The 24,730-nt window shown below is 59.2% G+C and carries 19 protein-coding genes; 13 read left to right on the top strand and 6 right to left on the bottom strand.

The features are described from left to right. The first annotated feature begins 110 nt into the window (after positions 1 to 110). Positions 111 to 443, top strand: coding sequence for a hypothetical protein (locus tag KHO30_RS02525; RefSeq protein WP_093634223.1), 333 nt, complete (start codon positions 111 to 113; stop codon positions 441 to 443). A 97-nt stretch (positions 444 to 540) separates the two neighbouring features. On the opposite strand, the gene KHO30_RS02530 is transcribed toward KHO30_RS02525, so the two are convergent. Both KHO30_RS02530 and KHO30_RS02535 read right to left on the bottom strand, forming a co-directional pair. Further along, complete coding sequence (locus KHO30_RS02530) at positions 541 to 1,347, bottom strand: aminoglycoside phosphotransferase family protein (RefSeq protein WP_200618673.1); 807 nt, start codon at positions 1,345 to 1,347, stop codon at positions 541 to 543. A gap of 6 nt (positions 1,348 to 1,353) precedes the next feature. Then, positions 1,354 to 2,010 carry an aspartate/glutamate racemase family protein gene (locus tag KHO30_RS02535; protein ID WP_211699939.1) on the bottom strand — a complete coding sequence of 219 codons (657 nt, stop codon included), beginning with the start codon at positions 2,008 to 2,010 and terminating at the stop codon, positions 1,354 to 1,356. 149 nt (positions 2,011 to 2,159) lie between these two features. Between KHO30_RS02535 and KHO30_RS02540 the strand changes: the two genes are divergently transcribed. Next, entirely contained in the window at positions 2,160 to 2,960 is an 801-nt protein-coding gene (locus KHO30_RS02540) for a GNAT family N-acetyltransferase (RefSeq protein WP_211699940.1), read from the top strand. Between the two features lie 211 nt (positions 2,961 to 3,171). After that, positions 3,172 to 3,684 (top strand): GNAT family N-acetyltransferase, encoded by a 513-nt coding sequence (locus KHO30_RS02545; protein ID WP_211699941.1) that lies wholly within the window; start codon positions 3,172 to 3,174, stop codon positions 3,682 to 3,684. A gap of 846 nt (positions 3,685 to 4,530) precedes the next feature. On the opposite strand, the gene KHO30_RS02550 is transcribed toward KHO30_RS02545, so the two are convergent. Next, positions 4,531 to 4,791, bottom strand: a complete 261-nt coding sequence (locus KHO30_RS02550) for a hypothetical protein (RefSeq protein WP_211699942.1) — start codon at positions 4,789 to 4,791, stop codon at positions 4,531 to 4,533. Positions 4,792 to 5,572: 781 nt separating this feature from the next. Between KHO30_RS02550 and KHO30_RS02555 the strand changes: the two genes are divergently transcribed. The 3 genes from KHO30_RS02555 to KHO30_RS02565 all read left to right on the top strand — a co-directional run bounded on the left by KHO30_RS02555 (position 5,573) and on the right by KHO30_RS02565 (position 13,187). After that, positions 5,573 to 6,766: a M48 family metalloprotease gene (locus KHO30_RS02555; protein WP_211699943.1), complete on the top strand. Its 1,194-nt coding sequence runs from the start codon at positions 5,573 to 5,575 to the stop codon at positions 6,764 to 6,766. Next, positions 6,763 to 12,252 (top strand): AAA domain-containing protein, encoded by a 5,490-nt coding sequence (locus KHO30_RS02560; protein ID WP_211699944.1) that lies wholly within the window; start codon positions 6,763 to 6,765, stop codon positions 12,250 to 12,252. The genes KHO30_RS02555 and KHO30_RS02560 overlap by 4 nt, the downstream gene beginning before the upstream one ends. Before the next feature lie 170 nt (positions 12,253 to 12,422). Continuing rightward, a complete protein-coding gene (locus KHO30_RS02565; protein ID WP_211699945.1) occupies positions 12,423 to 13,187 on the top strand; it encodes a class I SAM-dependent methyltransferase in 765 nt (254 codons plus the stop codon). 22 nt (positions 13,188 to 13,209) lie between these two features. Here the strand turns inward: KHO30_RS02565 and KHO30_RS02570 are convergent, their stop codons facing one another. Beyond that, positions 13,210 to 15,732: a sensor domain-containing protein gene (locus tag KHO30_RS02570; RefSeq protein WP_211699946.1), complete on the bottom strand. Its 2,523-nt coding sequence runs from the start codon at positions 15,730 to 15,732 to the stop codon at positions 13,210 to 13,212. 203 nt (positions 15,733 to 15,935) lie between these two features. Between KHO30_RS02570 and KHO30_RS02575 the strand changes: the two genes are divergently transcribed. Further along, positions 15,936 to 16,685, top strand: a complete 750-nt coding sequence (locus KHO30_RS02575; protein ID WP_211699947.1) for a class I SAM-dependent methyltransferase — start codon at positions 15,936 to 15,938, stop codon at positions 16,683 to 16,685. Between the two features lie 402 nt (positions 16,686 to 17,087). On the opposite strand, the gene KHO30_RS02580 is transcribed toward KHO30_RS02575, so the two are convergent. Then, positions 17,088 to 17,693, bottom strand: a complete 606-nt coding sequence (locus KHO30_RS02580) for a TetR/AcrR family transcriptional regulator (RefSeq protein WP_211699948.1) — start codon at positions 17,691 to 17,693, stop codon at positions 17,088 to 17,090. 127 nt (positions 17,694 to 17,820) lie between these two features. On the opposite strand from KHO30_RS02580, the gene KHO30_RS02585 reads away from it, so the two are divergent. The 5 genes from KHO30_RS02585 to KHO30_RS02605 all read left to right on the top strand — a co-directional run bounded on the left by KHO30_RS02585 (position 17,821) and on the right by KHO30_RS02605 (position 22,525). Then, positions 17,821 to 18,744, top strand: coding sequence for an NAD-dependent epimerase/dehydratase family protein (locus tag KHO30_RS02585; protein ID WP_211699949.1), 924 nt, complete (start codon positions 17,821 to 17,823; stop codon positions 18,742 to 18,744). Positions 18,745 to 18,746: 2 nt separating this feature from the next. Beyond that, complete coding sequence (locus tag KHO30_RS02590) at positions 18,747 to 19,091, top strand: DoxX family protein (RefSeq protein ID WP_211699950.1); 345 nt, start codon at positions 18,747 to 18,749, stop codon at positions 19,089 to 19,091. A gap of 506 nt (positions 19,092 to 19,597) precedes the next feature. Continuing rightward, positions 19,598 to 20,683, top strand: a complete 1,086-nt coding sequence (locus tag KHO30_RS02595; RefSeq protein WP_211699951.1) for a porin — start codon at positions 19,598 to 19,600, stop codon at positions 20,681 to 20,683. Positions 20,684 to 20,772: 89 nt separating this feature from the next. Next, positions 20,773 to 21,561, top strand: a complete 789-nt coding sequence (gene lpxA, locus KHO30_RS02600; RefSeq protein ID WP_093634212.1) for an acyl-ACP--UDP-N-acetylglucosamine O-acyltransferase — start codon at positions 20,773 to 20,775, stop codon at positions 21,559 to 21,561. 325 nt (positions 21,562 to 21,886) lie between these two features. Continuing rightward, positions 21,887 to 22,525, top strand: a complete 639-nt coding sequence (locus tag KHO30_RS02605) for a dihydrofolate reductase family protein (RefSeq protein WP_093634211.1) — start codon at positions 21,887 to 21,889, stop codon at positions 22,523 to 22,525. A 104-nt stretch (positions 22,526 to 22,629) separates the two neighbouring features. On the opposite strand, the gene KHO30_RS02610 is transcribed toward KHO30_RS02605, so the two are convergent. Beyond that, positions 22,630 to 23,667 (bottom strand): HAF repeat-containing protein, encoded by a 1,038-nt coding sequence (locus tag KHO30_RS02610; protein ID WP_244863916.1) that lies wholly within the window; start codon positions 23,665 to 23,667, stop codon positions 22,630 to 22,632. A gap of 700 nt (positions 23,668 to 24,367) precedes the next feature. On the opposite strand from KHO30_RS02610, the gene KHO30_RS02615 reads away from it, so the two are divergent. Further along, positions 24,368 to 24,640, top strand: coding sequence for a hypothetical protein (locus tag KHO30_RS02615; protein ID WP_211699952.1), 273 nt, complete (start codon positions 24,368 to 24,370; stop codon positions 24,638 to 24,640). The last annotated feature ends 90 nt before the right edge of the window (positions 24,641 to 24,730 follow it).

The raw sequence follows: 24,730 nt of genomic DNA on the forward strand, positions 1-24,730 counted from the left end.
TGCAGCACCGCGTGACAAGCGGCGCGCGCCTGCCGGGCCGCTAGCGGGTTCGGGCATGAAGAATGCCTTGCTTGTGGTTATCTTTGACGATCTATCCGACCGGAGACGACATGAAGGAAATCGAACCGACCGCCTGGTTTGAGCTTGCTGCCCATACGCCTGTCCATGAGGGCTGGTACGAGGTGCAGTTGACGAGCGGCGACACGGCATTTGCGAAATATGGCGAGGGCGTATGGACCGAGAAACCGCTGCTGGTGTTCACGCACTGGCGCGGCCTTTCCTCTGACCCTTCGAAAGCTGCGGACGGCGAGGCAGAATCGATTGGCGCGGAGGCCACCGCGGCTCAGGGCGTGCGCGCCGCATGGAACGCGTTCTTCCCGGGACTCGGCGAAGAGCAGCACAAACCGCTGGACGCTTTGCCCAACGGTAAGGCTCCGCATTAATTGACGTAGGGCTTGGGCGGCGGCTTGCGGGCTGCTGCCCAAGGCAGTTTTCTCTTCAGCTCTCAGCTCTCAGCTCTCAGCTCTCAGCTCTCAGCTCTCACTTCCGCTTCAACGCTTCGGCCGCCATTCTGCCGATGTCTATATCGATGTCCGGTGTCTCGCCCGTTTCGAGAATCCACGCTGCTGACAATCCCGACCACGCAAGAATCCATTGCAGCAGACGGTGTCTGTCGAGCCCGGCGATGTGCGCCACGCGTTCGACGCGACGCTCGAACCGTCCAGGTGCCAGCGCGGACGCCTCGTCTGGATTGCAGAAGATGTTCGCGTAGTCGAAGCCGCGTTCGCCGTAGAGACCTTTCGGGTCGATCGCCAGCCAACCACGCGCGCCGAAATCGAGGACGTTGCCGTGATGAATATCGCCGTGCAACGCAACCGGGTCTTGCGGCGCGGCGAGTAGGGCTTGTGCTGTCGCGGCACTGTCGGAGAGCCAGCCGCCGTATTGCTGCGCTGCGGGCCAGAGACTCTGGAACCAGCGTGGCAAGCCGATCAGTTCGGGCAGCGGTTTGTGACGTGGTGCGTGGAGTCGTGCCGCGGCGGCGCAGAGGATGTCGATGGCGTGGTCGTCTGCTTCATCGTCGCCCGTGCGCGCTTGGTCCGCTAACGCGTGATTGCTTTGGGCGCGCTCCAATAGCAGGGCGTCGGCATCATGGGCGAGTACGCGGGCTGCGCCGTCGCCGTCCCACCACACCATCAGTTGCGAGCCGAATTTCTCTTCGGGTTCCTGCGCAACTTTCAGCATCGCGGCGACGCCATGCTGGCGCACCGGTAGCAGCCGGCTGCTATGCGTGCGAATCGGCTCGCCGTCCGAAAGCAGGTCCCATTTGACGAGGTACTCGGCGAACATCGCGCTTCAGGCTGCGAGGGTGGCTGCGTGGACTGCGGCGGCGAGGGCGATGGTTGGTGTGGTGAGAGGTTTCGCTCCGCTCTTGACCAGGTAAGCCGCACCGGCCATCGATGTTTGTGCGAACGCTAGGACGTTCGCGCCGTTTTCGTAGGCCGCGTCCGCAGCGGTGGCGATCATGGATAGGTAGCCTGCTGTGTCGTCTGCTCTGAAACGGTCCCATGCGCCGCTTACCAACTTAACCTCGACTTCCGCGGCGGTGTGCGTGGCGGCTTGAGCGAACACGCGGGTGGTCGGCTCGAGTGTAGTGGATACGGTGCATAGCACGACAACCTTGCCGCCTTTTTCCACCGCGCGCTGAGCCAACGCGGCATCGGCCCGTAAAATGGGTACCGGCGCAGCTTGCGCGGCGAGAGCGTCGTTCACTGATGGGCTGAGCGTCGAGCAGTTGAGCAACACGGCGTGCGCGTTGTCCGTTAGCGTGAGGAGCACCTCGCGGGTTTGCGACGCGATCGCCTCGGTCAATCCGCCGGCCTGCTCGGCGGCCGCGAGCAAGTCGGCGCGGACCACATGCGTCAACTCGAGTGCTTCGAATCCGGCGGCGCGGGCCGCGGCGTCGAACAAGGCGATGTTGCTGTCAGCGGTGTGCAAGCAGACGATACGCACTGTTTCTCCAACGGGTTGTGGTGGTTTTGTATTCTCGCCTGGAAATGGCCGCGCGTCGTGCCGGATGACGGCATTCGATCGGTGCCTAGATCATCGACAGTCGTCCCTGTAGGCTCAAACCGTTGCACCTTGTAGATAACGATACTGAAATGCTCAAACTTTCCGATAACCTGGGTCTAGCTACCGATCTATTACTGCACGCAGAAACCGGTATGGTCGAGTCGCAGGATGACTACGTCGTTGTCCGGACACCGGACGCACCAGAATATTTTTTTGGCAACATGCTCGTCCTGGAGCAACGACCTTCGGGAACCGATCTAAAACGGCTGGAGGCTGATTTTGCCCAATTTGTCGGGATCCCACCGCTGATCGCACACCGCACGTTTGCCTGGCCGGAAAGAGCAGACAGTGTTGTGAATCTCGACGCATTCGTTGAGCAAGGTTACGACGCAACGGTTTGTCGTGTGCTGGCTGCGCATCCAGATGACATACGACCAGTTGCGACAAACTCATTGGTCGACGTCCGCAAGTTTGGGACGCAGAAGGATTGGGACGATTGGTCTCGAATGCAGCTCGCCGACATGCTAGACCCGTCGAACACCACCTCACAGCGGTACTTGGCACATCAACAGACCGCCTACAGGACTCTAATTGCACGGGGTCTTGGAAACTGGTGGGGAGCGTTTATCAATGATGAACAGGTGGGAAGTCTGGGCTTATTCTTCCTCGGCGGCATTGGGCGGTTCCAATCGGTTCTTACCGCGGAACAGCATCGAAACCGAAATGTTTGTAAGACCTTGGTGAGCGAGGTTATCAAACTGACGGCCGGACAATCGGACCGGCTCGTCATGGTTGCAGATGAAAGTTACCATGCCGGAGCGCTATACGAGGCAATGGGTTTCCAACTGCAAGGGCGTGTCGCAAGCTTGTGCCAGGAGCCGCGTAATTGAGGTGATGCAGAACGTTGACGCATACGAGGACACCCGCTGAACGATAGGCCGTAGAGGCCCGAGATGCTTATGCAGGGACCGCATAAGGTCGTTGATGCGTACTCAGGGTCGTCAAACGCCCATCGCGCGAGGTTCCGATCGGCCACGTTTGGTCATTAGACACTCGCACGCCGGCCTCACCTTTACCAGCGAACTCTGGAAAAAGAACAAGATGAAAGCCAAGCATTCGATAAGAACGGCTAGACCGGAAGATGTAGCGCGTATCGCGGCACTTGGCGCACAGGTGTGGGTGCGTACCTATGCAGCGGCGGGAGTGTCCGACGTCATCGCGCAATATGTACTGACGACATTTACGCCAGAAAAAATCCTGGCTCTATTGAACGATCCGGGCATCGTTCTATTGGTGGCTGAGGCAGAAGCCAATCTTGTCGGCTATATTGTCATGCGCTTTGGTTCGTACCATGCGGACGTTCCTATCGAGATCGAGACACTCTACATCCAAGGCTCTTTCTCCGGCCGTGGAATCGGATCTGCATTATTGACTGATGCCAAAGGCATTGCAGAGGCAAGAACTGGAAATCGTGCAATCTGGCTCGCCGTTAACTCGCAAAACGAAAAAGCAATCTCTTTCTATCGTTCCCGTGGGTTGATGCAGGAAGGGGTAGCGTACTTTGAACTTGGCGGTATCAAACATGAGAACAAGGTGATGGTCGTAAGGGATTGACGCATGTCTTGCAATCGTTAAACACTGTTGGAAATCACCAAGTAGATGATCGCCAATGCGATCTATGTAGTTCCCGGAGTGACCACTTTCGAGAAGCTTGAAGGTGCTTTGTGGGGCGCCATGAGTCGGTCATAGTCGGGCGAAGTTTGGCCAATTTCAGACGCTCGACATCTCCCCCAAGATCGTCAACAATCAATCCGACCGACACACTCCAGCCTATGCACTGTCCCTACTGTTCCGCACAGCTCGTTGAAGCCACCCCGGGAGAGCTCCGATGCTCATTGTCGGGCTCATTATTTAGCATCTCCGTTCGAGAGCAATTCGAGACGCTCACGTTGAAGGCCCCCCCTTTATCCTACAAGTTGACACGGTTCAATCTGGGTAGGTGGTTTTGTCCTTGCTGCGGCATGGCAACCAACAACGGAGTTTGCGCCAAATGCGGCCCGGTGATCACCAGTCGGCTAGCACGCCAACTGCTGGAACTGAATCCGCACGAGCGCAACTAAATCTCTCGAGATAAATGACGACAGACGGTTCGGACCGGCGTCGGCCATGAAGCGACGGTCGATATCCCTCTTCGAATCGTCGACAATTTTCCCGTCGATGTTCCAATTTGCTCGACTACGCATTACTGTCCGTTCCAAACGCCCGAGTAAAGGTCATAGACGGTCAAGTGTCGTAGCGCCTCTCTAACCTTTGCCTCCCCGACAGTGTCAAGCAATCGGGTCGGGATAGAAATCCCGACATGCTCTCGGTCAATCGAAAATACTTCGGCTTTACCGTCGAGCAGGTCAAGGCTACGCTCAACATCGCTCAGGGATGCCCCACGAGCTATAAGTTGAAGGCTCATGACCGCTTCACCCGAACCTCGGCGACGTCTCCGAGCGCTTTTTCCAGCCGACCCTCCAGATCGTCCACAATCCTTTGTCCACGCACGTCATAGTGCGCCACAAACCTTGTCGGCAGAGGCACGTGTTGTCGGCCAAAAAGTATCCGCGCCCGTACGAACGCAACGCTTAGGTTCAGTGCATCTTCCGTCTCGACATAGTGATTGGCGATCAGCGTGTGTTCTGTGGCGTCGGTTGCAGAAAACTCTGGCGTAAACATGATATTTTGATCCGAGACATCCCAGACTGTTGAACGGCCGCTTTCGGGAAATCTGAAGGCCCGCTTCGGGTCGCCTGCTGTCGATCGCGGTCTTGCGGGATTCGGGCGGTCTATGCCAATTGCACAAGGCAAAACGGTCAAAAGCAACCCTCCGTCGTCCCCTAGATCGTCGACAACGTGATTTATGCGGATGGGCTAAACACCTGACCGTCAAAACGCATCTCGCTAGACCGAGTTCGGGCAGCTTGAGACGTTCGACGCCATCGCGTAGATCATCAACAATCGCATAAACATTCATTCGTACGGCTTTCATAAGCTGCGACTAAAGAACTTGAACAGTCATGCCGATATTCGTGGGGAGCATTCTATGTTTGCCTGCTTGATGCCGGTTTATGCGTCGTGGATTCCCTAGGAATCGAATGGTCTTCAAGCTCGGGCTAGGAGTTTCTGAACTTTTAGGGAATGCGAGCCTGCTTCCCGTGTGGTCATTGACGAATACATTCCGTATCTGCCGGTGCTTTCAGCGGCAATCGGCAAGCCGTTGACCCACTAGGCGGCCGATGCAATGTCGACTGGCTACACCAACCTAATGACGCTGAAGATGGGGACTAGGTATCGACGCTCACACTCCAAGGCGCGAAAAATGCGGCAAGCGGACCCGTCAATATACAGCGTGACAATTTCGCGTCGCCCATGGTGACGTCGCGGGTCCTGTTTCAACGACCGCTATTCGCCACTTACCCTTGTAAAATCAGACCGACTCAATCCTGGACGTCCCTGCATGGACTCTTACGCCCCAGACTGCGGTGCGCTTGTGCCGCTCACGTATCACGCAACGGTGGTCGACTACCTACGTCGCCACGAGCCGGAGGTCTGGCGCTGGGCCAGTGCCCGCACCAGCTCCGTCGAGCAGCGCGAAGAGTTGCGTTCAATGTTATTGCGCGACACCTATCGCCTCGATGCCGATGCCCATGCCGAGGTGCATGCAGCTCTGGAGCACGCCATGAAGCGGCTAGGAGTCGATGCTCGAGCAACTCTTTATCAGTCGTCAGGACAGGAGATGAACGCGTCGTTGATTTATGTGCCCGACGAAGTGCACATCATCCTGCAAGGACCGTTGCTGGAGCGCTTGTCGACCGAGGAGCTGATGGCGGTATTCGGCCATGAGCTTGCTCATCACCTGCTATGGTCGCGAGACGACGGCCAGTTTCTGGTGGCGGACCGCATCCTTAACGACGCGCTGGCCGCCCCTGGCAACAGCAGCAGCCATCGTGAGACTTATCGGCGCTATGCCCTGCATACCGAACTGTTTGCCGACCGAGGTGGCGCGGTGGCGGCCGGCTCAGTGGCCCCAGCAGTATCGACGCTGGTAAAAATCCAGACAGGCATACACAGCGTCGATGCAGCGGCTTACCTACGCCAGGCTGCGGAGATCGAGTCGAACGAAGCAAAGGCAAGCGCCGCGCATACCCATCCGGAGACCTTCATTCGGGCCCGTGCATTGGCGCTGTGGTGGGAGCAGGCAGAGAACCTCGACTCGTGGATCGAGACCCGGCTGCATGGTCCGTTGGGACTGGAGCGGCTGGACCTGCCGGAGCAGGGGCGGCTGCAGCAGTTGACGCGTGGCTTCCTGGCTCATTACCTGGCCGGTACTCCGTTGGCGAGCGACGGCGTACAGGCTCAGCTCCGCATGCTGTTCCCCGACTGGCAGGATGATGAGCCCGCCATCGGGCCGGAAGCATTCGCCGGCGACGTGGCCGACGGGAGCATCCGTGACTACCTCAATGCGCTGATGATGGATCTCGCTCTAGCGGACCCCGACCAGCAGGATGCGGCGTTGCTCCGGGCTGGCCAAGTGGCCAGGACGCTCGGCAGCCTCGATGCCCTGCAGACTAATCTTCGTCGAGATGCCGGTTTCACGAAGCGGGACCTCGAGCGCTTCTACCGCCAAGTGGCCGGGGAGGGCCGAGTATGAGCGACCAACCGGTTCACAACGATGCGCCGCGTACGCTGCGTACGCTGATTCAAGCTCAGGCAGGTGCCCCGCTGCTCACCGACGATGTACTCGTGCTGGTAGTGCCGCTGTTCGAACAGGTGGCTTCCTTACACAAGCATGGCCAAGTCGCCGCGCTCGGCGTCGACGGCATCCTGGTGGGCGAGGGCGGCGCACTAGTCCTGCGCCGGCCGGAAGGCGAACTGCCGGCCATGGATATCGGCGCGGTGCATCGGGTGCAGCCGCATCCGGCGTCTGGTCTGAACATCATTGGCGCGCTGCAGCGCAGCCATACCGAGGACGGCCGGCGCGAAGTGACGGACGAAGCGCTACAACTGGATTGCGCCGCGCCGATTGACCGCCCGGTCTACCTGCCTGGTCCGCTCAGTTGGGAACTGCTGATCGGTCACCACGATGAGATCAGCGACATCTTCCTTCTGGGCATGGCGCTCGCCAGTCTGGCCTGCGGCCTCGACTTTGCCGATGAGGGTGATCTGCGCCGATTCGTTGCCCACCGCCGCAACCTGTTCTCGCTCCACGGGCGGCTGAATCCAATCGTGGCGGCGGTCATCGCGGAAATGACCGAGATCAACCGGCACGACCGCGCGACCGACGTGTCCGCTTTGGCCGCAAGGCTGCGCACCTGGCGCGAGCAGCCGCTGGGCCTTGACATTGAGCGAGCGCTGGCCGGCGCTAGCGGTGCTGCACCGCGGCGCGCCGCAGTGCTCACGCATCTGCGCGACCGTCTCTTCGATCTGTCACGGCGCAACCGGCTGCTGTACTTCCGTCCCAGCGCGGCCAACGTCAACCTGACGGTGGCCAGCGTCCCCTTGATGCTGCAAATCCAGAGCGTACGGCCAGAGCACATCTGCACGTGGGGTGGACCGTTTGCCGCTGAACTGGTAGCCGGGCGATCGGTGCCCTTGCAGCGCTGGCTGCGCTTCGACGATCAACCCTATTTGCCAGCCGCGCTTGATCGACTGATCACCGAGACCCGTCGCGACCGCGCTGAATTCGGCTTCAGCAACCTGCGCCTCGTGGTCGCTTTCCTGCGCTGGCACAACCTCAAGGAGGCGCCAGACGAACGTATCACGACGCCGCTGTTATGGCTGCCGGTGGAACTGGTCAAGCGCAAAGGAGTGCGTGACCAGTATGTGATCCAGTGCACGAGTGGCGACGCCGAATTCAATCCGGTGTTGCGTCATCATCTTAGTCAGCTATACGGAATCCACCTCGACGAAACAGTGGATCTGGGCAAGACTTCGCTGGCCGAGATCCATGCCAATATCCTCACGCAGATCCATCGCTCGGAGCCGTCGGTCGAACTGCGGCTCGTCGAAAGAGCCTCGGTCCGGCTGGTGCGGCAGAAGGCCCTCCAGCGCATGCAGCAATTCAAGCGCCGCAGGCCAGGAGCCGTCGTGCGCGCACGCAGCGGGTCGCTGCCACCGTATAGCTATGCACAGGACGATTACCGCCCGCTTGGACGCGCGCTGTTCGAGCATTGGGTCCGGTCAAGCGATCTGCCGCAGCGCTTCGAGGCGGGCGCCGCACCGCGCGCCGGTCTGCGTCAACCAAACATGTCGGACGCGGCAGTGGCCGACGGCGATCGACAAGGCTTCGTGCTGGAAGAGGTCGAAGGTCACCGGTATGCGTGGGATATCGACTTGACCCAGGTCACGCTGGCCAACTTCAACTACCGGAAGATGTCGCTGGTGCGCGACTACGCTCAACTGATCGACGAACCCGGGGCCAACCCGGCGTTCGATCGCGTCTTCTCGATCGAGCCGCGCGAAGTGGAGACCGATACAGCTGTGCTGCTCGCCCCCGGCGATCAGTGGAACGTTGTCGCTTCCGACGCGACCCAGAACGCGGCGGTCGGCCTCGCGCGCCACCAGCGCAGTTTTATCATCCAAGGGCCGCCCGGCACCGGCAAATCGCAAACCATTACTAACCTGATCGCAGACTACGCGGGACGTGGCAAACGTGTTCTGTTCGTTTGCGAGAAGCGTGCTGCCCTGGACGTGGTGTTCCATCGGCTCAAGCAAAGCGGGCTGGAGTCGCTGTGCTGCCTCATCCACGACTCTCAGGCCGATAAAAAATCCTTCATTGCCGATTTGCGCACCTGCTATGAGCAGTGGATTTCCAAACCGCACGATTGTGACGCGTTAGGCGCACGGCGCGCTCAGATCGTAGACGCCCTAACCGAGCAACAACGGTCTATCGACCGTTTCGAGTCGGCGATGGCCGAGGTCCCCGAGACGCTAGGCGTTAGTGTGCGTGCGCTGCTGCGCCGCCTGGCCGAACTCGGTGTTACTCCGGAGACTGGTCCCGCAATGCGGGAGCGTCTGCCGACCTTGGCGACCTGGGATACTCATCGGGAACTCACCCAGCGCGTTCACCGCGTGATGAAGGATCGCTTCGGTCTGGACAGTCTTGCCGCGCACCCATTCGCCAGAATCTCGCCGCGGCTACTGGATGGCCAGCACGCATTCGGGCGCGTCGAGCAACTATGCCACGACGTCGAAGTGCTATTCGAATTACTGGACCCGGTTTTCGAAAGTACGGCGAGCCTGATCGATCAGGACAGCACGCTGGAACATGCCCGTTCGATCACAACCGACAGTCAATGGCTGCTCGACCGTGGCCTTGCCGCCCATTTGAATCTTCTCGATGCGAATTCCCCCGCACAAGGCGAACTGAGCCGGGTCCGCGCGAGCCTGGAAGAGTGCGCGCAAGCGCTGAGCGCGGCGCAAGCGGCCACCGCGAACTGGCGCGACAAGCTTGGTTCGGACGACACCGAGTCGGCGCTCGTGATGGCGCGGCGTCTGGAGCACTCGGCAGCGCGTTGGCTGAAACCCGTGTGGTGGCGCTTGCGTGGTCAGTTGAAGCGGCGTTACGACTTTGGCAAGCATGCGATTCATCCGGGGTACGGCAAGGTGCTTGAGGCGTTGGCCACGGAGCACGCCGCTAGTGCAGCAATGAGTGCGGCCGATGCCGACTGCCGCCGACGCTATGGCGTAAGCGACATGAGCGCCTTTCTGAACGCGCTGGGCGAACTCAAGGTACGGCTGGAATCGGACAGCGGTCTTCGCGCACTGGTCGCGCATCTGCGCCACGCTGTCGACCCGGTTGAAACGTCACTCGCGGAGGCCCGTTCGTGCGGGATGCTGGACAAGCTGGCCGCACGTGTCTGCGATGGAACGACGTTGACCACGGGTGCGCGTCTCGCCGACATCGCGGAACATTTACGTGACCTGCGTGAAGCACTGGATGATCTTCCCGACCTGCTCCCGCTGCTGCGTGCAGTTCATGCCGCAGACCCGACCTATGCCGTCGCGCTGCAGATGATCGATCACGCACCGGCCCAAATCGAGGCGCTGGTCGCCGACGAAACGTTGCGCCGGCTTGAGCGCGGCAACCCGGTACTCGCACGTTTCAATGGTGCGGCGCTTGCGCAAACCGCACGCGCAGTTGCGAATAACCAGCGCGAGTTGCTCGCCCTCAACGCACACGTCGTGCAAGCAACGAAGCATCGGCAGTTTGCCGAACACGTGCGGCAGTCGTCGCTGTCGGCCACGCAACTGGACGCCGATGGCAAAGCGTTCAAGAAGCGCTATGCCACTGGTCGCCGTGAACTGGAGCATGAGTTCAGCAAGAGCATGCGTCATCGCTCGATTCGCGATCTCAGCGATGGTGAGACCGGCGCCGTGATCAACGACCTGAAGCCGATCTGGCTCATGAGCCCGTTATCGGTGTCCGACACGCTGCCGCTGTCGCCGAACCTGTTCGATGTGGTGATTTTCGACGAGGCTAGTCAGATTCCCACGGAAGAGGCGGTTCCTGCTATGAGCCGGGCACGCCAGGTAGTCGTGGTCGGTGACGAAATGCAATTGCCGCCGACGAGTTTCTTCTCTTCCGGCGGTGCCGATGGCGACGACGAGGTCGTCGTGGAAGAAGATGGTGAGCGCATTGCCATCAATCTGGACGCTGACAGCCTGCTCAACCAAGCCGCGCGCAACCTTCCTGCCACGCTACTGGCATGGCACTACCGTAGCCGTCACGAATCGCTGATCAGCTTTTCCAATGCGGCGTTCTACGGTGGTCGTCTCGTCACTATTCCGGACCGTTTGCTGGATGTAGTCGAAGACGAAACGACACCGTTGCGCTCGGATCAGGAGAGCGTCGGCATCGCCGGCGCCGACGCGCTGCTGATGAGGCCGGTCAGTTTCCATCAACTGAGCGACGGCGTCTATCTGGATCGGCGCAATGAACCGGAGGCGCGCTATATCGCCCATACCGTGAGAGAGCTGCTACGTCGCGAGACCGGATTGAGCGTAGGTATTGTCGCGTTTTCCGAGGCGCAGCAAAGCAGCATCGAGTCTGCGCTGGAAGCCCTGGCGAGCGAGGATGCCGACTTCGCCGCGCGCCTTGAGCAAGAGTATGTGCGCGAGGACGACGACCAGTTCAATGGTCTGTTTGTCAAAAACCTTGAGAATGTCCAGGGTGACGAGCGCGACGTGATTATTCTGAGCATCTGTTACGGCCCAGGGCCCGACGGCAAGATGCTGATGAATTTCGGTCCGATCAACCAGCGCGGCGGCGAAAAACGCCTGAACGTGATCTTCAGCCGTGCCCGGCATCGCATGGCGGTGGTGTCGACGATTCAGGCCGATGCCATCACCAACGTGCACAACGACGGCGCGGCGGCACTACGCACGTTCCTGCAGTTCGCTGAAGCCAGCGCCAGCGGCCAGTACGAGCGCGCGCAGGCGGTGCTGGGGGCGATCAACCTCGGTGCGCGCGACACGTTCACGCGTCAGGCCTCGTCCGACACGATCAGGGATGCTCTGGCCAAGGCGTTGAGAGCCCGCGGTCATCAGGTGCATGTCAATGTCGGGCACTCCCAGTTCCGCTGCGATCTGGCCATTGCCGATCCGTTGGCGCAGGGCTATGCGCTGGCAATCCTTCTCGATGCACCCGGCGAAGCGGTCGCGGACACCATCGAGCGTTTCGTATTTCGCCCCGGCATTTTGCGCAGCTTCGGCTGGCGTGTGCTCGACATTCCCGGCAAAGATTGGCTCACCGATGCGAACGGAGTGCTGACGCGTATTGAGGCAATGCTGACGGATGGCGAGGACCGCGCGTTGAGTGCGGAAGTCGAGCTTCTTGCTCCGCGGCAGACACCCCCATCGGCACTATCGGCGGATGTAGCCAATGTCGACGTTCGCGCCGCGGAAGCGGCGCAAACTGCGCAAACAGAAGTGGTACGGACGCTGCGCTTCGAGCAAGGCGGCTCGAGCAAGTTCTGGTGCGCGAGGTTGCGTAGCACCGAGTTGAGCGTGAGCTATGGCCGTATAGGCAGCAACGGGCAAACCAATCTGAAGGAATTCGACACGCCGGAGCGGGCCCGCCGCGAGATGGACAAGCTCGTGGCGGAGAAGCTGCGCAAGGGTTATGTGGAGGGGTGAGAAGAGTTGGGTCCGTATTCGATGTTCCTTCCCTTGCCAAGGCCGAAGCAGGTATGCCAATCGCAAGAGGCGCTGCCGGGCCAGCTTCGGACGGTCGTGAAGCGAATTCAGCGGCTGCGCTGACACCGCATTTTCCTGCAAGAGTTCGGTTTCGTTTACAAGGATTTCGTATGAGCCTAAGTGCAGATAGCTTCTACGACGATATGGCTTCTTCTTATCATTTGATTTTTGATGATTGGGAACAGGCAATAGAACGTCAACGGGCGATTTTGACGCGACTCCTACCATCGCCTGATGAGATCGGTGTGGTTCTCGACTGTGCGTGCGGAATTGGGACTCAAGCCTTGGGTCTTGCCCGCGCTGGCTATGATGTCGAAGGGACAGACTTGTCGAAATTGGAAATCGAGCGGGCATCGCGAGAGGCAGTGAAACGGAAGCTCAATATTCAATTTCGTGTTGACGATATGCGACTGCTTGCAACGTGCCAAGCGCACCGGTACGGGGCGATAGTCGCATTCGACAACGCCATTCCGCATCTTGATAGTGACGAGGACGTGGCTCAAGCGTTTGCGGCAATGCGAAGGAGCCTACGACCCGGCGGCCAGATATTTATCAGTTTGCGCGACTATGGCGCGCTGATGATACAACGGCCTAGCGTGATGCCTCCGGCGATGTTCATGGACGACGGTCTTCGCCGTATTGTCCATCAGATCTGGGATTGGCACGATGACCGTCGTTATTCCGTTCACCTCCACATCACTCGCCAAATAAGCGACCTCAACTGGCAGTCAAAGCATTTTGTGGGGCGTTATCGGGCTATCACGCCTCACGAGATAGCGTCTCACGCCTCGAGAGCCGGATTCGATAATGTTCACATACTCTCGCCGGTTGCCACCGGTTACTACCAACCAATCGTTACAGGCTCAACGGCCTAATCGCCGTTGCTGAGCACATTAATCAGCCGGACAGCTTGAGAGCGCCGCCCACGTGCGTTTCCATCTCGAGAAGCGTGTCCGCAGGAACCGCGCTGGACCATAGGTAGCCCTGCCCCATGTCGCAGCCGATGCCGGCAAGCCAGTCGGCCAGCTCGCGCGTCTCGACGCCTTCGGCCACCACTGTGAGCCCCACGCCGTGAGCCATCGCGACGATGGCTTCCACGAGCACGCGGTTTTTTGGGCAACCGGTGGCCGACTGCGTGAACGAGCGGTCGATCTTCAACGTAGCAAAGGGAAAGCGCGTGAGGTAGCTGAGCGCCGAATAGCCGGTGCCGAAATCGTCGATGGCGATGCGTACGCCCATCTGGTTCAAGGCGTTTAGCGTGTCGAGCGTGGTCGCATGGTTGACGAGCAGCAGCCCCTCGGTGATCTCCAGTTCAAGCCATTCCGGCCGGCAGCCGGTGTCGTGTAGGACCCGCTGCACGACGGTCGGCAGGTGGCTCAGGTGAAACTGGCTCGGCGACAGGTTGACGGCGATGTGTCGCTGTCCCTTCTGCCACGAGTTCCATCGGCAAACGACGCTGCATGCCTTGCGCATGACCTGCTCGGCGATCGGCACGATCAAACCCGTCTCCTCGGCGATACCGATGAAATCGGACGGTGGTATCCAACCGAGTTCGGGATGCAGCCAGCGCAACAGTGCCTCCGCGCCGACGATGCAGCCGGTCGCGAGATCGATCTGCGGCTGGTAGTGGACGTCAAGTTCACCGCGGGCGATGCCGCGGCGCAGGTCCGCTTCGAGACGCAAGCGTTCGGTGGCGTTGTCCGTGATGTCGCGCGTATAGAACTGCACGTTGTTGCGCCCGGTCTCCTTGGCGTGATAGAGGGCGCCGTCGGCATAGCGCACGAGTTGTTCCGTGGCGTCGCCATGATCGGGATAGACGGCAATGCCGATGCTCGCCTGGACCACGAGCACCCGACCCTCGAGCTGCATCGGAGCGGCCACGGTCGATAGTATGCGGTCGGCGAGGCCGCGCAGTTCCACGGCGTCGCGAACGTGCGGCGCGACGATGATGAATTCGTCGCCGCCGAGACGAGCCACGGTGTCCGTGGCGCGCACGCTCGCTTCGAGCCGCCGCGCGACCTCGCACAGCAATTGATCGCCGGCGACGTGGCCGAGCGTGTCATTGATAGTCTTGAAGCGGTCGAGGTCCATCATCAGGACGCCGACCTTGCTGCCTTCCTGGGCGGCCTGCTGCAACTCCTGCAAAATGCGCTCGTTGAACTGGGCGCGATTGGCAAGTCCGGTCAGCGTGTCAAAATACGCGAGCTGATGGATCTTGCTCCGGTATTCGTAGACTTCGGTCATGTCGCGTGCGACGGCGAGCAAGCCTAGCACTTTGCCGTTGACATCGCGCTCGAGTCGCAGCCGCGTGTGAAAAATTTGCTCGATGCCATCTGAGCCGCGCGCTTTCCATTCGACGTCGGAGTCCCTGCCCGTTTCGATGGCCTGGCGGATTTGCTCGTGGTACGTGTGCTGGTCCGTCGAAAATGCGGAAATCTCCAGCACTGTTTTGCCGAGAAACGTCTCCAGCGGCCTGCCGGTGAAGCGCTCGTGAGCACCGTTGACATAGGTGCGCCGGCCTTCGCAATCGAAGCGGACGATGATGTCTGGCAGGTTTTCGGCGAGGGAGCGAAACTCGCGCTCGTGGGCGGCCAGCAGTTCCTCCATGCGCTTGCGTTCGGTAATGTCCCGGCCGAACACGAGGGCACCCTTGATCTGCTGGTCCTGATCGCGCTCGGCCACCATCTTGATGTGGTGCAGGCGCAGCTCGTTCGAATCGGGCGCCCCGATCAGGACTTCGACGGTCTCCGCTTCGCCGGTTCGAATCACGCGCTCGAGTGTTTCGCGGTAGCGGCGTTTTTCTGCCGCGAGCGTCTCACCCCAGCTGATGTCGTGTGACCGCTGTCCGACGACCGGCGCCACGGGCACGTTCACGCGGTGCATCAGGTTGCGGTTCGCGAAGGTGATGCGGCATTCGCGGTCGTAGCGGGCGATGTTGTCGGGGGCGCCCTCCATCAGCGAGCGAAGCTCCGCCTCCTGCTCACGAAGCGATCTTTCGACCAGCCTCGTCTCAGTGATGTCGCGGCCGACGCAGAGCGCGCCTACCAACCGTCTCAGCCAATCGTGCTCCGCCACCAGCCGCACGTGATGAATCGCCGTGTTCCCGCCGCCTAAAGGGACGGTGAGCTCTAACTCCTTCGGCTCGCTGGTCGCGAGAACCTGTTGGAGCGCGTCATAGTAAGTGTCGAAGCGGCCGTCAGGATGACGCGTGACGGTCGAGATTTTTCCGATCAGGTCGTGCGGGCCGACGTTCAAAGCCTTTGCCATGTTCGGGCTTACGTAGAGAAAGCGGCCGTGGCGATCGTAGCGGCAGATATACAGCGAAGCGTTCTCGGCAAGGTGGGAGAAACCCAGCTCGGAGGCTTGGCGATAGCGGCGGATTTTTAGCCACAGGAGGAATGTTCGTGTGGTGCTGCGCATGGCGGGTCCTGTACTTTTTCACGTTCTCGACAGGTAAACGGCGCGCGCTTAGAGTTGGCACAGGGGAAGGCTTGTAGGGATATCCTGATTTTGTCGTGAGTGAATGCGCAGGTGGTGTGTTGGGTAGGTATGTCGTGCGATGCTCGCTATTCGTTCGCTGTCCGTTCGCATACGAAAAATTACTCTCGAAGGAGCGCCGGAATATGTCCGACGTTGAAAATTCACTCTATGCCGATCCGAGACTCGTTGACCTCTACGATCTACTGAATTCAGGAGACTGGGATTACGCTTTTTACGCGGAGCAGATCGGCAAACGGCACCTGAAAGTCCTGGACTTGGGATGTGGTACTGGAACCTTCGCGCTCCGCCTGGCTGCCGCCGGTCATGAGGTCGTCGCGGTCGACCCCTCACCAATGATGATCAACTACGCTCGACATCGCACGGGGGCCAGCGAGGTGGAATGGATCATAGGAGATGCCGCCAGCGCGCAGAGCCGTGCGCCGTTCGACGTGGTGACCATGACTGGACATGCATTTCAGTGCCTTTTGACCGACTACGACGTGCAAGCTACGCTGCGGGCTGTGCGCGAGATTCTCGGGGCGGGAGGGAGATTCATGTTCGAGACCCGCAATCCCGCCGCTCGGGCTTGGACTGCCTGGACTCCAGCGCTATCAGCACGCTCGATCCAATCGGACAAGCATGGTCCCGTTGACGTCTTTCACGAATGCATTGCAGTTGCTGAACCGCTCGTGGAGTTCGAGACGCATTATGTTTTCGGTCGCGACAACACGCAGCATGTCAGCAAAAGCCGATTGCGTTTCATGTCCTGCGAAGAATTGGCGAGCAACATCAACGTAGCCGGATTCAGTGAGATTGAATGGTTCGGGGATTGGAGCGGAGGTCCATTCCAGGAAGCATCGAGCACTGAAATCATTGCAATATGCCACGCGTGAATCACGGATAACGCCGTCCTCTCAGAGTAGAAGTTGTTGACTCGCGGTCAATCTAGCTATCGATTGCGCGTGCAGACGAATTTTGGCGACGCGTTAATTCTGTCGAAGACGTCGTTGCGGCATTCGAATGGCTACGAGGCTATCTGTCGACAGGTGGCTTGGGCTTCTACAACTATATCCAGCATCCTATCGCGCTCGCGTTTGTGCTCGCGAGGACAGGCGACGCAGTTGGCGCACGTCGAGAACTGGACCGCTTTCTAGCACGGCGTTCGCCCGAAGACCCGGTTTCAATACACCTCGGCGAACTGCTGACTAAAGCTAGCGGCATCGCGTGACCGCGGGCGGGATGGAAATGTTTCTCGCGCCACACGTTGTTGCATTCCGCATGCTATGTGCCGCTCCTTAGCGAAGTGCAGCCGCTACCGCCTCATCAATCTGCAGCGCAAAGCGCGCATCAACATCGGGCACCGTGTAGCCAAGTGTCAGTTCCAGATGCGCGTCGCCTAACACCAACTGAACGAATGTCGCTGCCCGCAATGCAGCGGTCGATTCGTCAAATCGCTTTTGCAGAATTTTTGCGGCGAAGGCGCGCACGACCTTTGCACCATTTTCGTAAAACACCTGGCCGAGTTCCGGAAAACGCGCGGCCTCGGCAACGATGGCCCGGTAAAGCCCCAGACTATCCGGCGTAATAAGGCTTCGTGCCAGCACCCATCCCAACTCGCGCAACTCGACTTCGGGTGCGCCATCGGATTGCTCGCCCTGAGCGCTCGCAAGCACCGCGCCCACCTGAGCGCACATCGCGCTCACCAGACCAACAAAGAGCGCCTCCTTCGATTTGAAGTGGCGGTAGACCGTCTGTTTGCCGACGCCGGCGGCCGAGGCGACATCGTCCATCGTTGCCAAACCGAAACCTTCGCGTAAGAAAACGGTTCTTGCGCCGTCGAGGATTGCAGACCGCTTGCGGCATTGCAGCGGGCTCAGGCCGGAGAGAGAAGAAGTGTCCATCCCAGATAAATAACAGATCGTTGAGTAGTTGACAAGACTGGCCAGTCTCGTTTAGATTTGGCAAAACGAGACCGGCAAGTCTCGTTGTATGGCTTTTCAACTTCGCAGCCAATCATTGGAGAACGCTTTGAAACTGTTCATGACAGGTGGTACTGGCTTCATCGGGCAAGCGGTCGCACGCAAGGCGATCAGCCTCGGTCATCAGGTAACGGCGCTCGTGCGCCAGGACAGCTCGGCGGCCGCCAGCGCGCTGGCACGCCTCGGTGTGACACTGCATTCCGGCGACCTGCGCGAGCCACAATCTTTCGCTGCGACTGCCGGCGCCGCTGACGGCGTGGTGCACGCCGCGTCGACCAACGATGCCTCCGCTGGTGCCGCTGATGAGGCCGCGGCTGTAGCGATGCTTTCGCATTTGCGTCCGGGCGCGGCGTTTGTCTACACGTCGGGCACCTGGGTCTACGGCAATACGGAGGGGGAGCCCGCGACTGAAGCATCGGCGCTTAACCCGACACCACTCATCGCCTGGCGGCCCGCAGTGGAGCAACAGGTGCTGGCGCTAGCAGCACGCCGCTCGATTGCTGCAGTGGTCCTCAGGCCGGCGATGGTGCACGGCTACGGCGGCGGCGTCTTCGGCATGCTTGCCGGCATGGTCCGTCAGACCGGCGGTGTGAGGATCGTCGGTGACGGTCGCAACCACTGGCCTGCCGTTCACGTCGATGATCTCGCCACGGCCTACCTGAGTGCGGTGGAGCGGGCGGCAAGTGAGGACGGTCGAGTCGCGGGACAGATCTTCAACGTGGTCGCGGAAGATGCCGTTGCCGTTGCCGAAATGGGTGAAGCGATTCGGGCCTCGGTCAGCGCAGATCGCGTCGAACTCTGGCCGCTCGACGATGCTCGCAATTCGCTTGGACCGTTCGCTGACGCACTGGCGCTCGACCAGGTAATAAGCGGCCAGCACGCCCGGCAAGTTCTTGCGTGGAAGCCCCAAGGACCCGGCCTGATTGCGGACCTCTCTGTACAAACGCACTTTCAGCAACTCAACGGAGCATGACCATGGCGTGGAACACTGCATCTTTCGAGTCGATTCTCGCGATGATCGTAGCGGTCCTGTTCGCGGTTGCTGGGGTGGTCAATCTCATAGGACTCGGCGCGGTGAAGCGCGACTTCGCACGCTGGGGTTACCCGGCGTGGTTTCGTTTTCTCTGTGGCGCGCTTGAGCTGTTGTCTGCGGCACTTCTTTTTGGACAACAAACCAGAGTTTTGGGCCTAACGCTGGCCGGTGCGATCATGGTCGCCGCGCTCATCACGTTGCTACGAAACCGGGAGCCGTTCGGGCATCTCGCCCCGGCGCTGGTCTTCTCCGCTCTCGTGGTGGCTACAGTGGCGCTCCGCGGTTGAGGCTTGCTCGCCACCAGGCGAGTGAGCCTTAGACGCCAACAGCCCGCGCGGGCAATCCGCGCTGCATGTGCTTGAAATACGCATATGGATAGCGGCATTGGAGCAACTCCAATTTGATCGCGTGCGGCATGTGCCTACTTTTTGTCCTCAAGGCGGGCATCCTTCGAGGGCTCATTTTTTTCCACGCATGGATCGTTCGACGAACTCCGAAAGTGCGCGCGACCCACGGCATAGATACTGGTTTACCCCGTCCGGTTCATATAAGAAAAATCCCAACCAATCTAAGTTTTATCCATGGACCCATCGCCGTTCGCGCGACTAACCTTGCCAGATGAATTTCAGTGCGCTGTTCACCGGAATCGACGACCCCTCCATAACCCCGACATACCCGGGCGTATCTGGGACGTTCGAGTGCTAATCGCATGACTTTTATATTAGCTGTACAAACAAAATAGATATTTATAAAAGCATCGGCGTGCCGATGCGGATAAAAATGGAGACACCGCATGAAAAGGTTTATCACTCTCGCATCCGGCGCAGTCTTGTCGTGTGTGTCCGCCTCCTCCGCGTTCGCTCAGTCGTCGGTCACGCTCTATGGCGTGCTCGACAATGGCTTCGTCTATCAAAGTTCGGGCGGCGACAATTCGGCGATTCGCGCGGTGCCTGGTGGACTGTTCGCGACACGTTTCGGCTTTAAGGGCAGTGAGGATATCGGCGACGGCCTGCGCGTCAATTTCCAATTGGAGCAAGCCTTCTCCGGTCAGACAGGTGCTGCGACAAATGCGGCCGAAGCCTTTAATCGTCTCGCGTTCGTCGGCCTGTCCGGCGGATTCGGAGAAGTCCGTTTTGGTTTGCAAAACTCGCCGCAATACGACGTTCTTCAGGCAGCGATGGACCCTTCCTGGGTTAAAAGCATCGCGTCGCCAATGAATAATTTTAACGGCCTGATCATCCGCGCGAACAATGGCATCTCCTATTACACGCCTACGTTTGGCGGGCTGAATGCCAAATTTATGGTGGCGTTGCGTGATCCGAGTACCGGGGCGGGCAGCGGCGTAGGGTTCTACAACGTTGTCGTCCAGTACATCAACGGGCCGTTGAATGTAGCGGCTGGTTACGAACGAGGAGATGAGCCCGCCGTCGGAGCGGGTGGTAGCTATACGTTGGCGGGCGGTGCTGCCGCGGGTCCTGGCGCGGTGTTTAGCGTGTTCAACGCAGGTGCTTCGTATGCGATCGGGGCCAATCGCATCTGGCTGGCCTATCACACGGAGAACCTGACCAACACGCCAAAATACATGCAGCACGACGTCTACCAGATATCGGACTCGTATCAGGTCTCGCCTTATGCTTTATGTTCGCTGATGTACGGTTACGTGCACGACCGCACGGGAGGGGGCAACAATGCGCAGGAACTGGGCCTGCTTTTCGAGTACGCCCTGTCCAAGGCGACCGAGCTCTACACCGCCGCCGGCTTTATCCAGAACAGGAATCAGGCGGCCTATACGCTGGCCGGCACGGCATATTCGGGCTTGACGATCACGCCCGGCACTGACACGCGCGGCATCGGGGTTGGGATCGTACACAAATTCTGAGGGTACGGCGGAAAGCGAATCGCAGCTTGCTGCTCAAGCATTTAATTTGAGCTAAAGTCTAATGCTGACATTCCCGAGAGGCTGCATTTGTGATCGACGAAACGGCTGTCATCCACCCCACCGCAGTTATTGAAGAAGGTGCCGTCATTGGGGCTCGCGTTCGCATTGGTCCCTACTGCTGTATAGGTGGTGACGTCGAGATTGGCGAAGGCACCGTCCTTAAGTCGCACGTTGTCGTAAGCGGGCACACCCGCATTGGCCGAGACAACACAATCTATCCTTTCGCCACGATTGGAGAAGACAACCAGGACTTGAAGTACGCTGGGGAGCCAACCGTCGTGGAAGTGGGTGATCGCAACAGAATCCGCGAGAGTGTCACGATCCATCGCGGCACGGTCCAAGGAGGCGGTATCACCAAGGTTGGAAACGACAACCTTCTGATGGTCAATGCTCACGTTGCCCACGATTGCATTGTTGGTGACCATTGCATTCTGGCAAACAATGCAACGCTAGGCGGTCACGTTATCGTGGATGATCACGTGATCATCGGCGGAATGTGCGCAGTCCATCAATTCTGCGTCATCGGAGCGCACGTTATGGTGGGGGGGTGTTCTGGTGTCGCGCAAGATGTGCCGCCGTTTGTTATTGCTCAAGGCAATCATGCTTCACCTGTCGGAGTGAATACCACGGGGCTACAACGCCGTGGTTTCAGCAAGGAGGCGATACAAGCTATCCGGAACGCCTACAAGCTGCTTTACCGTAGCGGGAAGACGCTTGACCAAGCGAAGCCGGAGATTGCTGAGATTGCAACAGCCCATGCCGAGGTTAAGCCTTTTTACGATTTCCTTGATCGCTCGACCCGCGGTTTGATTCGGTGAGGACGGTAGGGAGGGTTAGCTGCTAATGCCTGCGGTGGGCTCCTATGATCTTGACAGCAGGAGGTTCACAATGGTCCGAGATGGCCGACGCTCTCTGGCCCCGCCGCCGTGGCTGAGTCGAAGCGTTGCCTGACCAGGGGCATCACATTAGGGGGTGTTCTGCAAGCACAGGAGCAATCTCCCGCGGACGTCGCGGCATTTCTCAAAGCCGCGTTCGAGCAAGTACAAAGCTGTACTTCCTGAACCGGCAGTCTTCGAAATTGGGGCGCAAAACTGTCGCCTCATATCAAAGTTAGGCGACATCCGAACATGCGAGAGGACAATCATGAGCAAAGTATTCGTCAACATTGGACTTAGCCTCGATGGCTACATGGCACCGGAAGGAATGACCATGGAGAATTGGGACACGCCTGAGTACAAGAACTGGGGCGCCAAGTGGGGGGCGTTGATGGCCTGGATCTTCAATCAACAGTACTTCCGCGAGAACCTCAAGCTCGGACCAGGGGGAGAGACCGGCCCGGTCAATGACCTGCTTCGCAGCACCACGGAGCGCATCGGTGCCAACATTATGGGCAAGCGAATGTTCGAGCAAGGCGAGCGCGCCTGGCCAGAGGAGGCTCCGTTTCACACACCGGTATACGTTCTTACCCATGAGAAACGCGAACCTTGGGTGCGCCCGGGTGGCACGACCTTCCACTTCATCAATGACGGGCCGGAGCGTGCCCTTGAGCTGGCTCGGGAATCCGCAGGCAGTCGTGATGTTCGTATCGCGGGTGGAGCCGATGTGATCCAGCAGTACCTGACCATGGGTGTCGTTGACGAACTGGAAATTGCCTTGTCACCCGTGTTGTTCGGCAGTGGGCGGCGTCTCTTCGAGAACCTGCGCGAGCCCGGGCCGCAGTTTCGCATTGACAGGGTTCTCGATGGTCCGGCTGCCACACACTTGCGCTATGTGCGTCAGTGAGGGTGCCTAACAATCGGCTGCAGCGGACGGTTCGCTGAACCGTGCCGTTGGCTATGCTCGTCCCGCAATGTCAACATGACTTGTGGGCCACTAGAGACTGCCAATCATTTTTTTCGTGTCCAAAGGATAGCGTGCAACGTGGAGTTACCCGCGATATCGCCGTGCTCGTTGATCCCGACACCTTCGCTGAAGTTGTCCCCGGGGAGCGTGCCCAGGTCGGCCATCGCCCCGTGTTCAAACAGAAACGCGTGCGGCAAGTACGGGTTGGTTCCGGTATCCGACTCGCCGACCACCTGGCCATGATTGTTGATCCCAAAAGCGTTGCTGTCGTTGCGACCGGGGAGCGTGCCCAGGTCAGTCATCACCCCGTTTTCAAACAGAAAGCCGTGCACGTCCCCGCTTGCGGTAGACGATATGCCGATCACCTGGCCGCGATTGTTGATCGCCTGAGCATGGCTGCTGCCGTTAGTACCCTGGAGCGTGCCCAGGTCAGTCATCACCCCGTGTTCATACAGAAAGGCGTGCGCGTACCCACCTGCGATGGACGAATAGCCGACCACCTGGCCGCGATTGTTGATCCCCAAAGCTCCGCTATCGCTGCCGCCGGGGAGCGTGCCCAAGTCGGTCACCACACCGTTTTCAAACAGGGCAGCGTGAACGTACCCGCGTAGGTTGGACGCTAAACCAACCGCCTGGCCGCGCTCGTTGATCCCGTTAGCTCCGCTGAAGTCGCCGCCGGGGAGCGTACCCAGGTCGGTCATCGCCCCGTGTTCGAACAGAAAGGCGTGCGAATTCCCACGCGCGGTGCTCGAGGAACCGACCACCTGGCCGCGATTGTTGATCGCGCTAGCCGAGCTGTAGCTGCCACCGGGGAGCGTGCCCAAGTCGGTCACCACGCCGTTTTCAAACAGACAAGCGTGCGTGTTGCCGCCCGCTGTGATCGAGTAGCCGATCACCTGGTCGCGCTCGTTGATCCCGAGCGCGTTGCTGTAGTTAAATTCACCGGGGAGCGCGCCGAGATCTTTGATGGTGAGACTTTGGCCTGCGGCAGGCTGGAATGCAGCGACCGCGATCAGAGTGAAAACAATCAGGACGCGGCGAACATAGCGCACATTGCCAATCATGTTGCATGCGGATTGCATAGTGATCCCCTTTTCCTGGGATAAAACCCGGATTGCGATAAATTCAAATGCGGCACAGCGGGGCACACCTTGCGTTTCGATATAGGAGCAGATCGAAAGAAAGTCGAGTCTTTTGCAAAATAAAAATTTGCTATATATGCCGTTCGCGCGTCTATAGCGGGATAAATTGCGCTGGCTTTCATCGCAAAGCGGGCGCGGTTAGTTAGGATTGCTGGCTGGTACAACCAAGACGCTACCGATGATCCACCATGGGTCACCGTGATCAATGACGAGATAGCCTGTTATCCGCTTTCCGTGTCGGAGATTCGAATATGTAGGCAGATAGAAGTTACCGACCACTCTAGTCTATGGAATGCCTTGTTTCAACTTATTAAATAGCGAGGCAAATTAATGACAATGCAAAATTGCGATGACTTGCCTTTGCTTGATAGCGGGTCAAACGCTCGCTCGCGTTTGAGCGCTCGACTCGCAGGATTTCTGCTGTTTGATTGGGGCGCGAACTGAGGTCATGGTGGTGTAGATGGCAAGGCAAACGCAAGCATGCTGCATGCGCGACGCTCGGTTCTAAGGGTTTGTACTTATTTTTTCAACATTGTTTTGTTCCGCAGGTACTTAATTGCGAGCAGGCCCAAGCCTAGACTGCAAGCACTGAAACGCAAACGGGCGTTTGCGGAACAAACGAAGTCTGGAGGTAAGTATCATGAAACTCGTTCAATCGCTCATCGTCGCAGCTGCTCTTGCAATTCCGGCTGTCTCATCTTTTGCTCAATCCAACGAAGCGGTCGCTCCGGCCGCACAAACTAGCGCTGCGACCGGTTTTGGCGGTGTTGCTGACGGTACTTCAGCGTCGGGCGGCCATCATGAGCTGCGTTCGTTCGGCACCGCTGTCTTCCACCTGGGACATAAAATTCAAGGCTCTGTTCGCCCGGACCCGAATGATGGAATGAAGCCCGTGTTTTTCGGCGGCGCATAAATTGACCGGATTGATTGCAGCCTTGTGTCGTTGACTGAGTGCTGCCTGGACGTCCTTGGTCTGTTGATGGAATGACGTAGAGACGCGCAG

Source organism: Paraburkholderia aspalathi, from assembly GCF_905220735.1.
Lineage (GTDB): Bacteria > Pseudomonadota > Gammaproteobacteria > Burkholderiales > Burkholderiaceae > Paraburkholderia > Paraburkholderia aspalathi.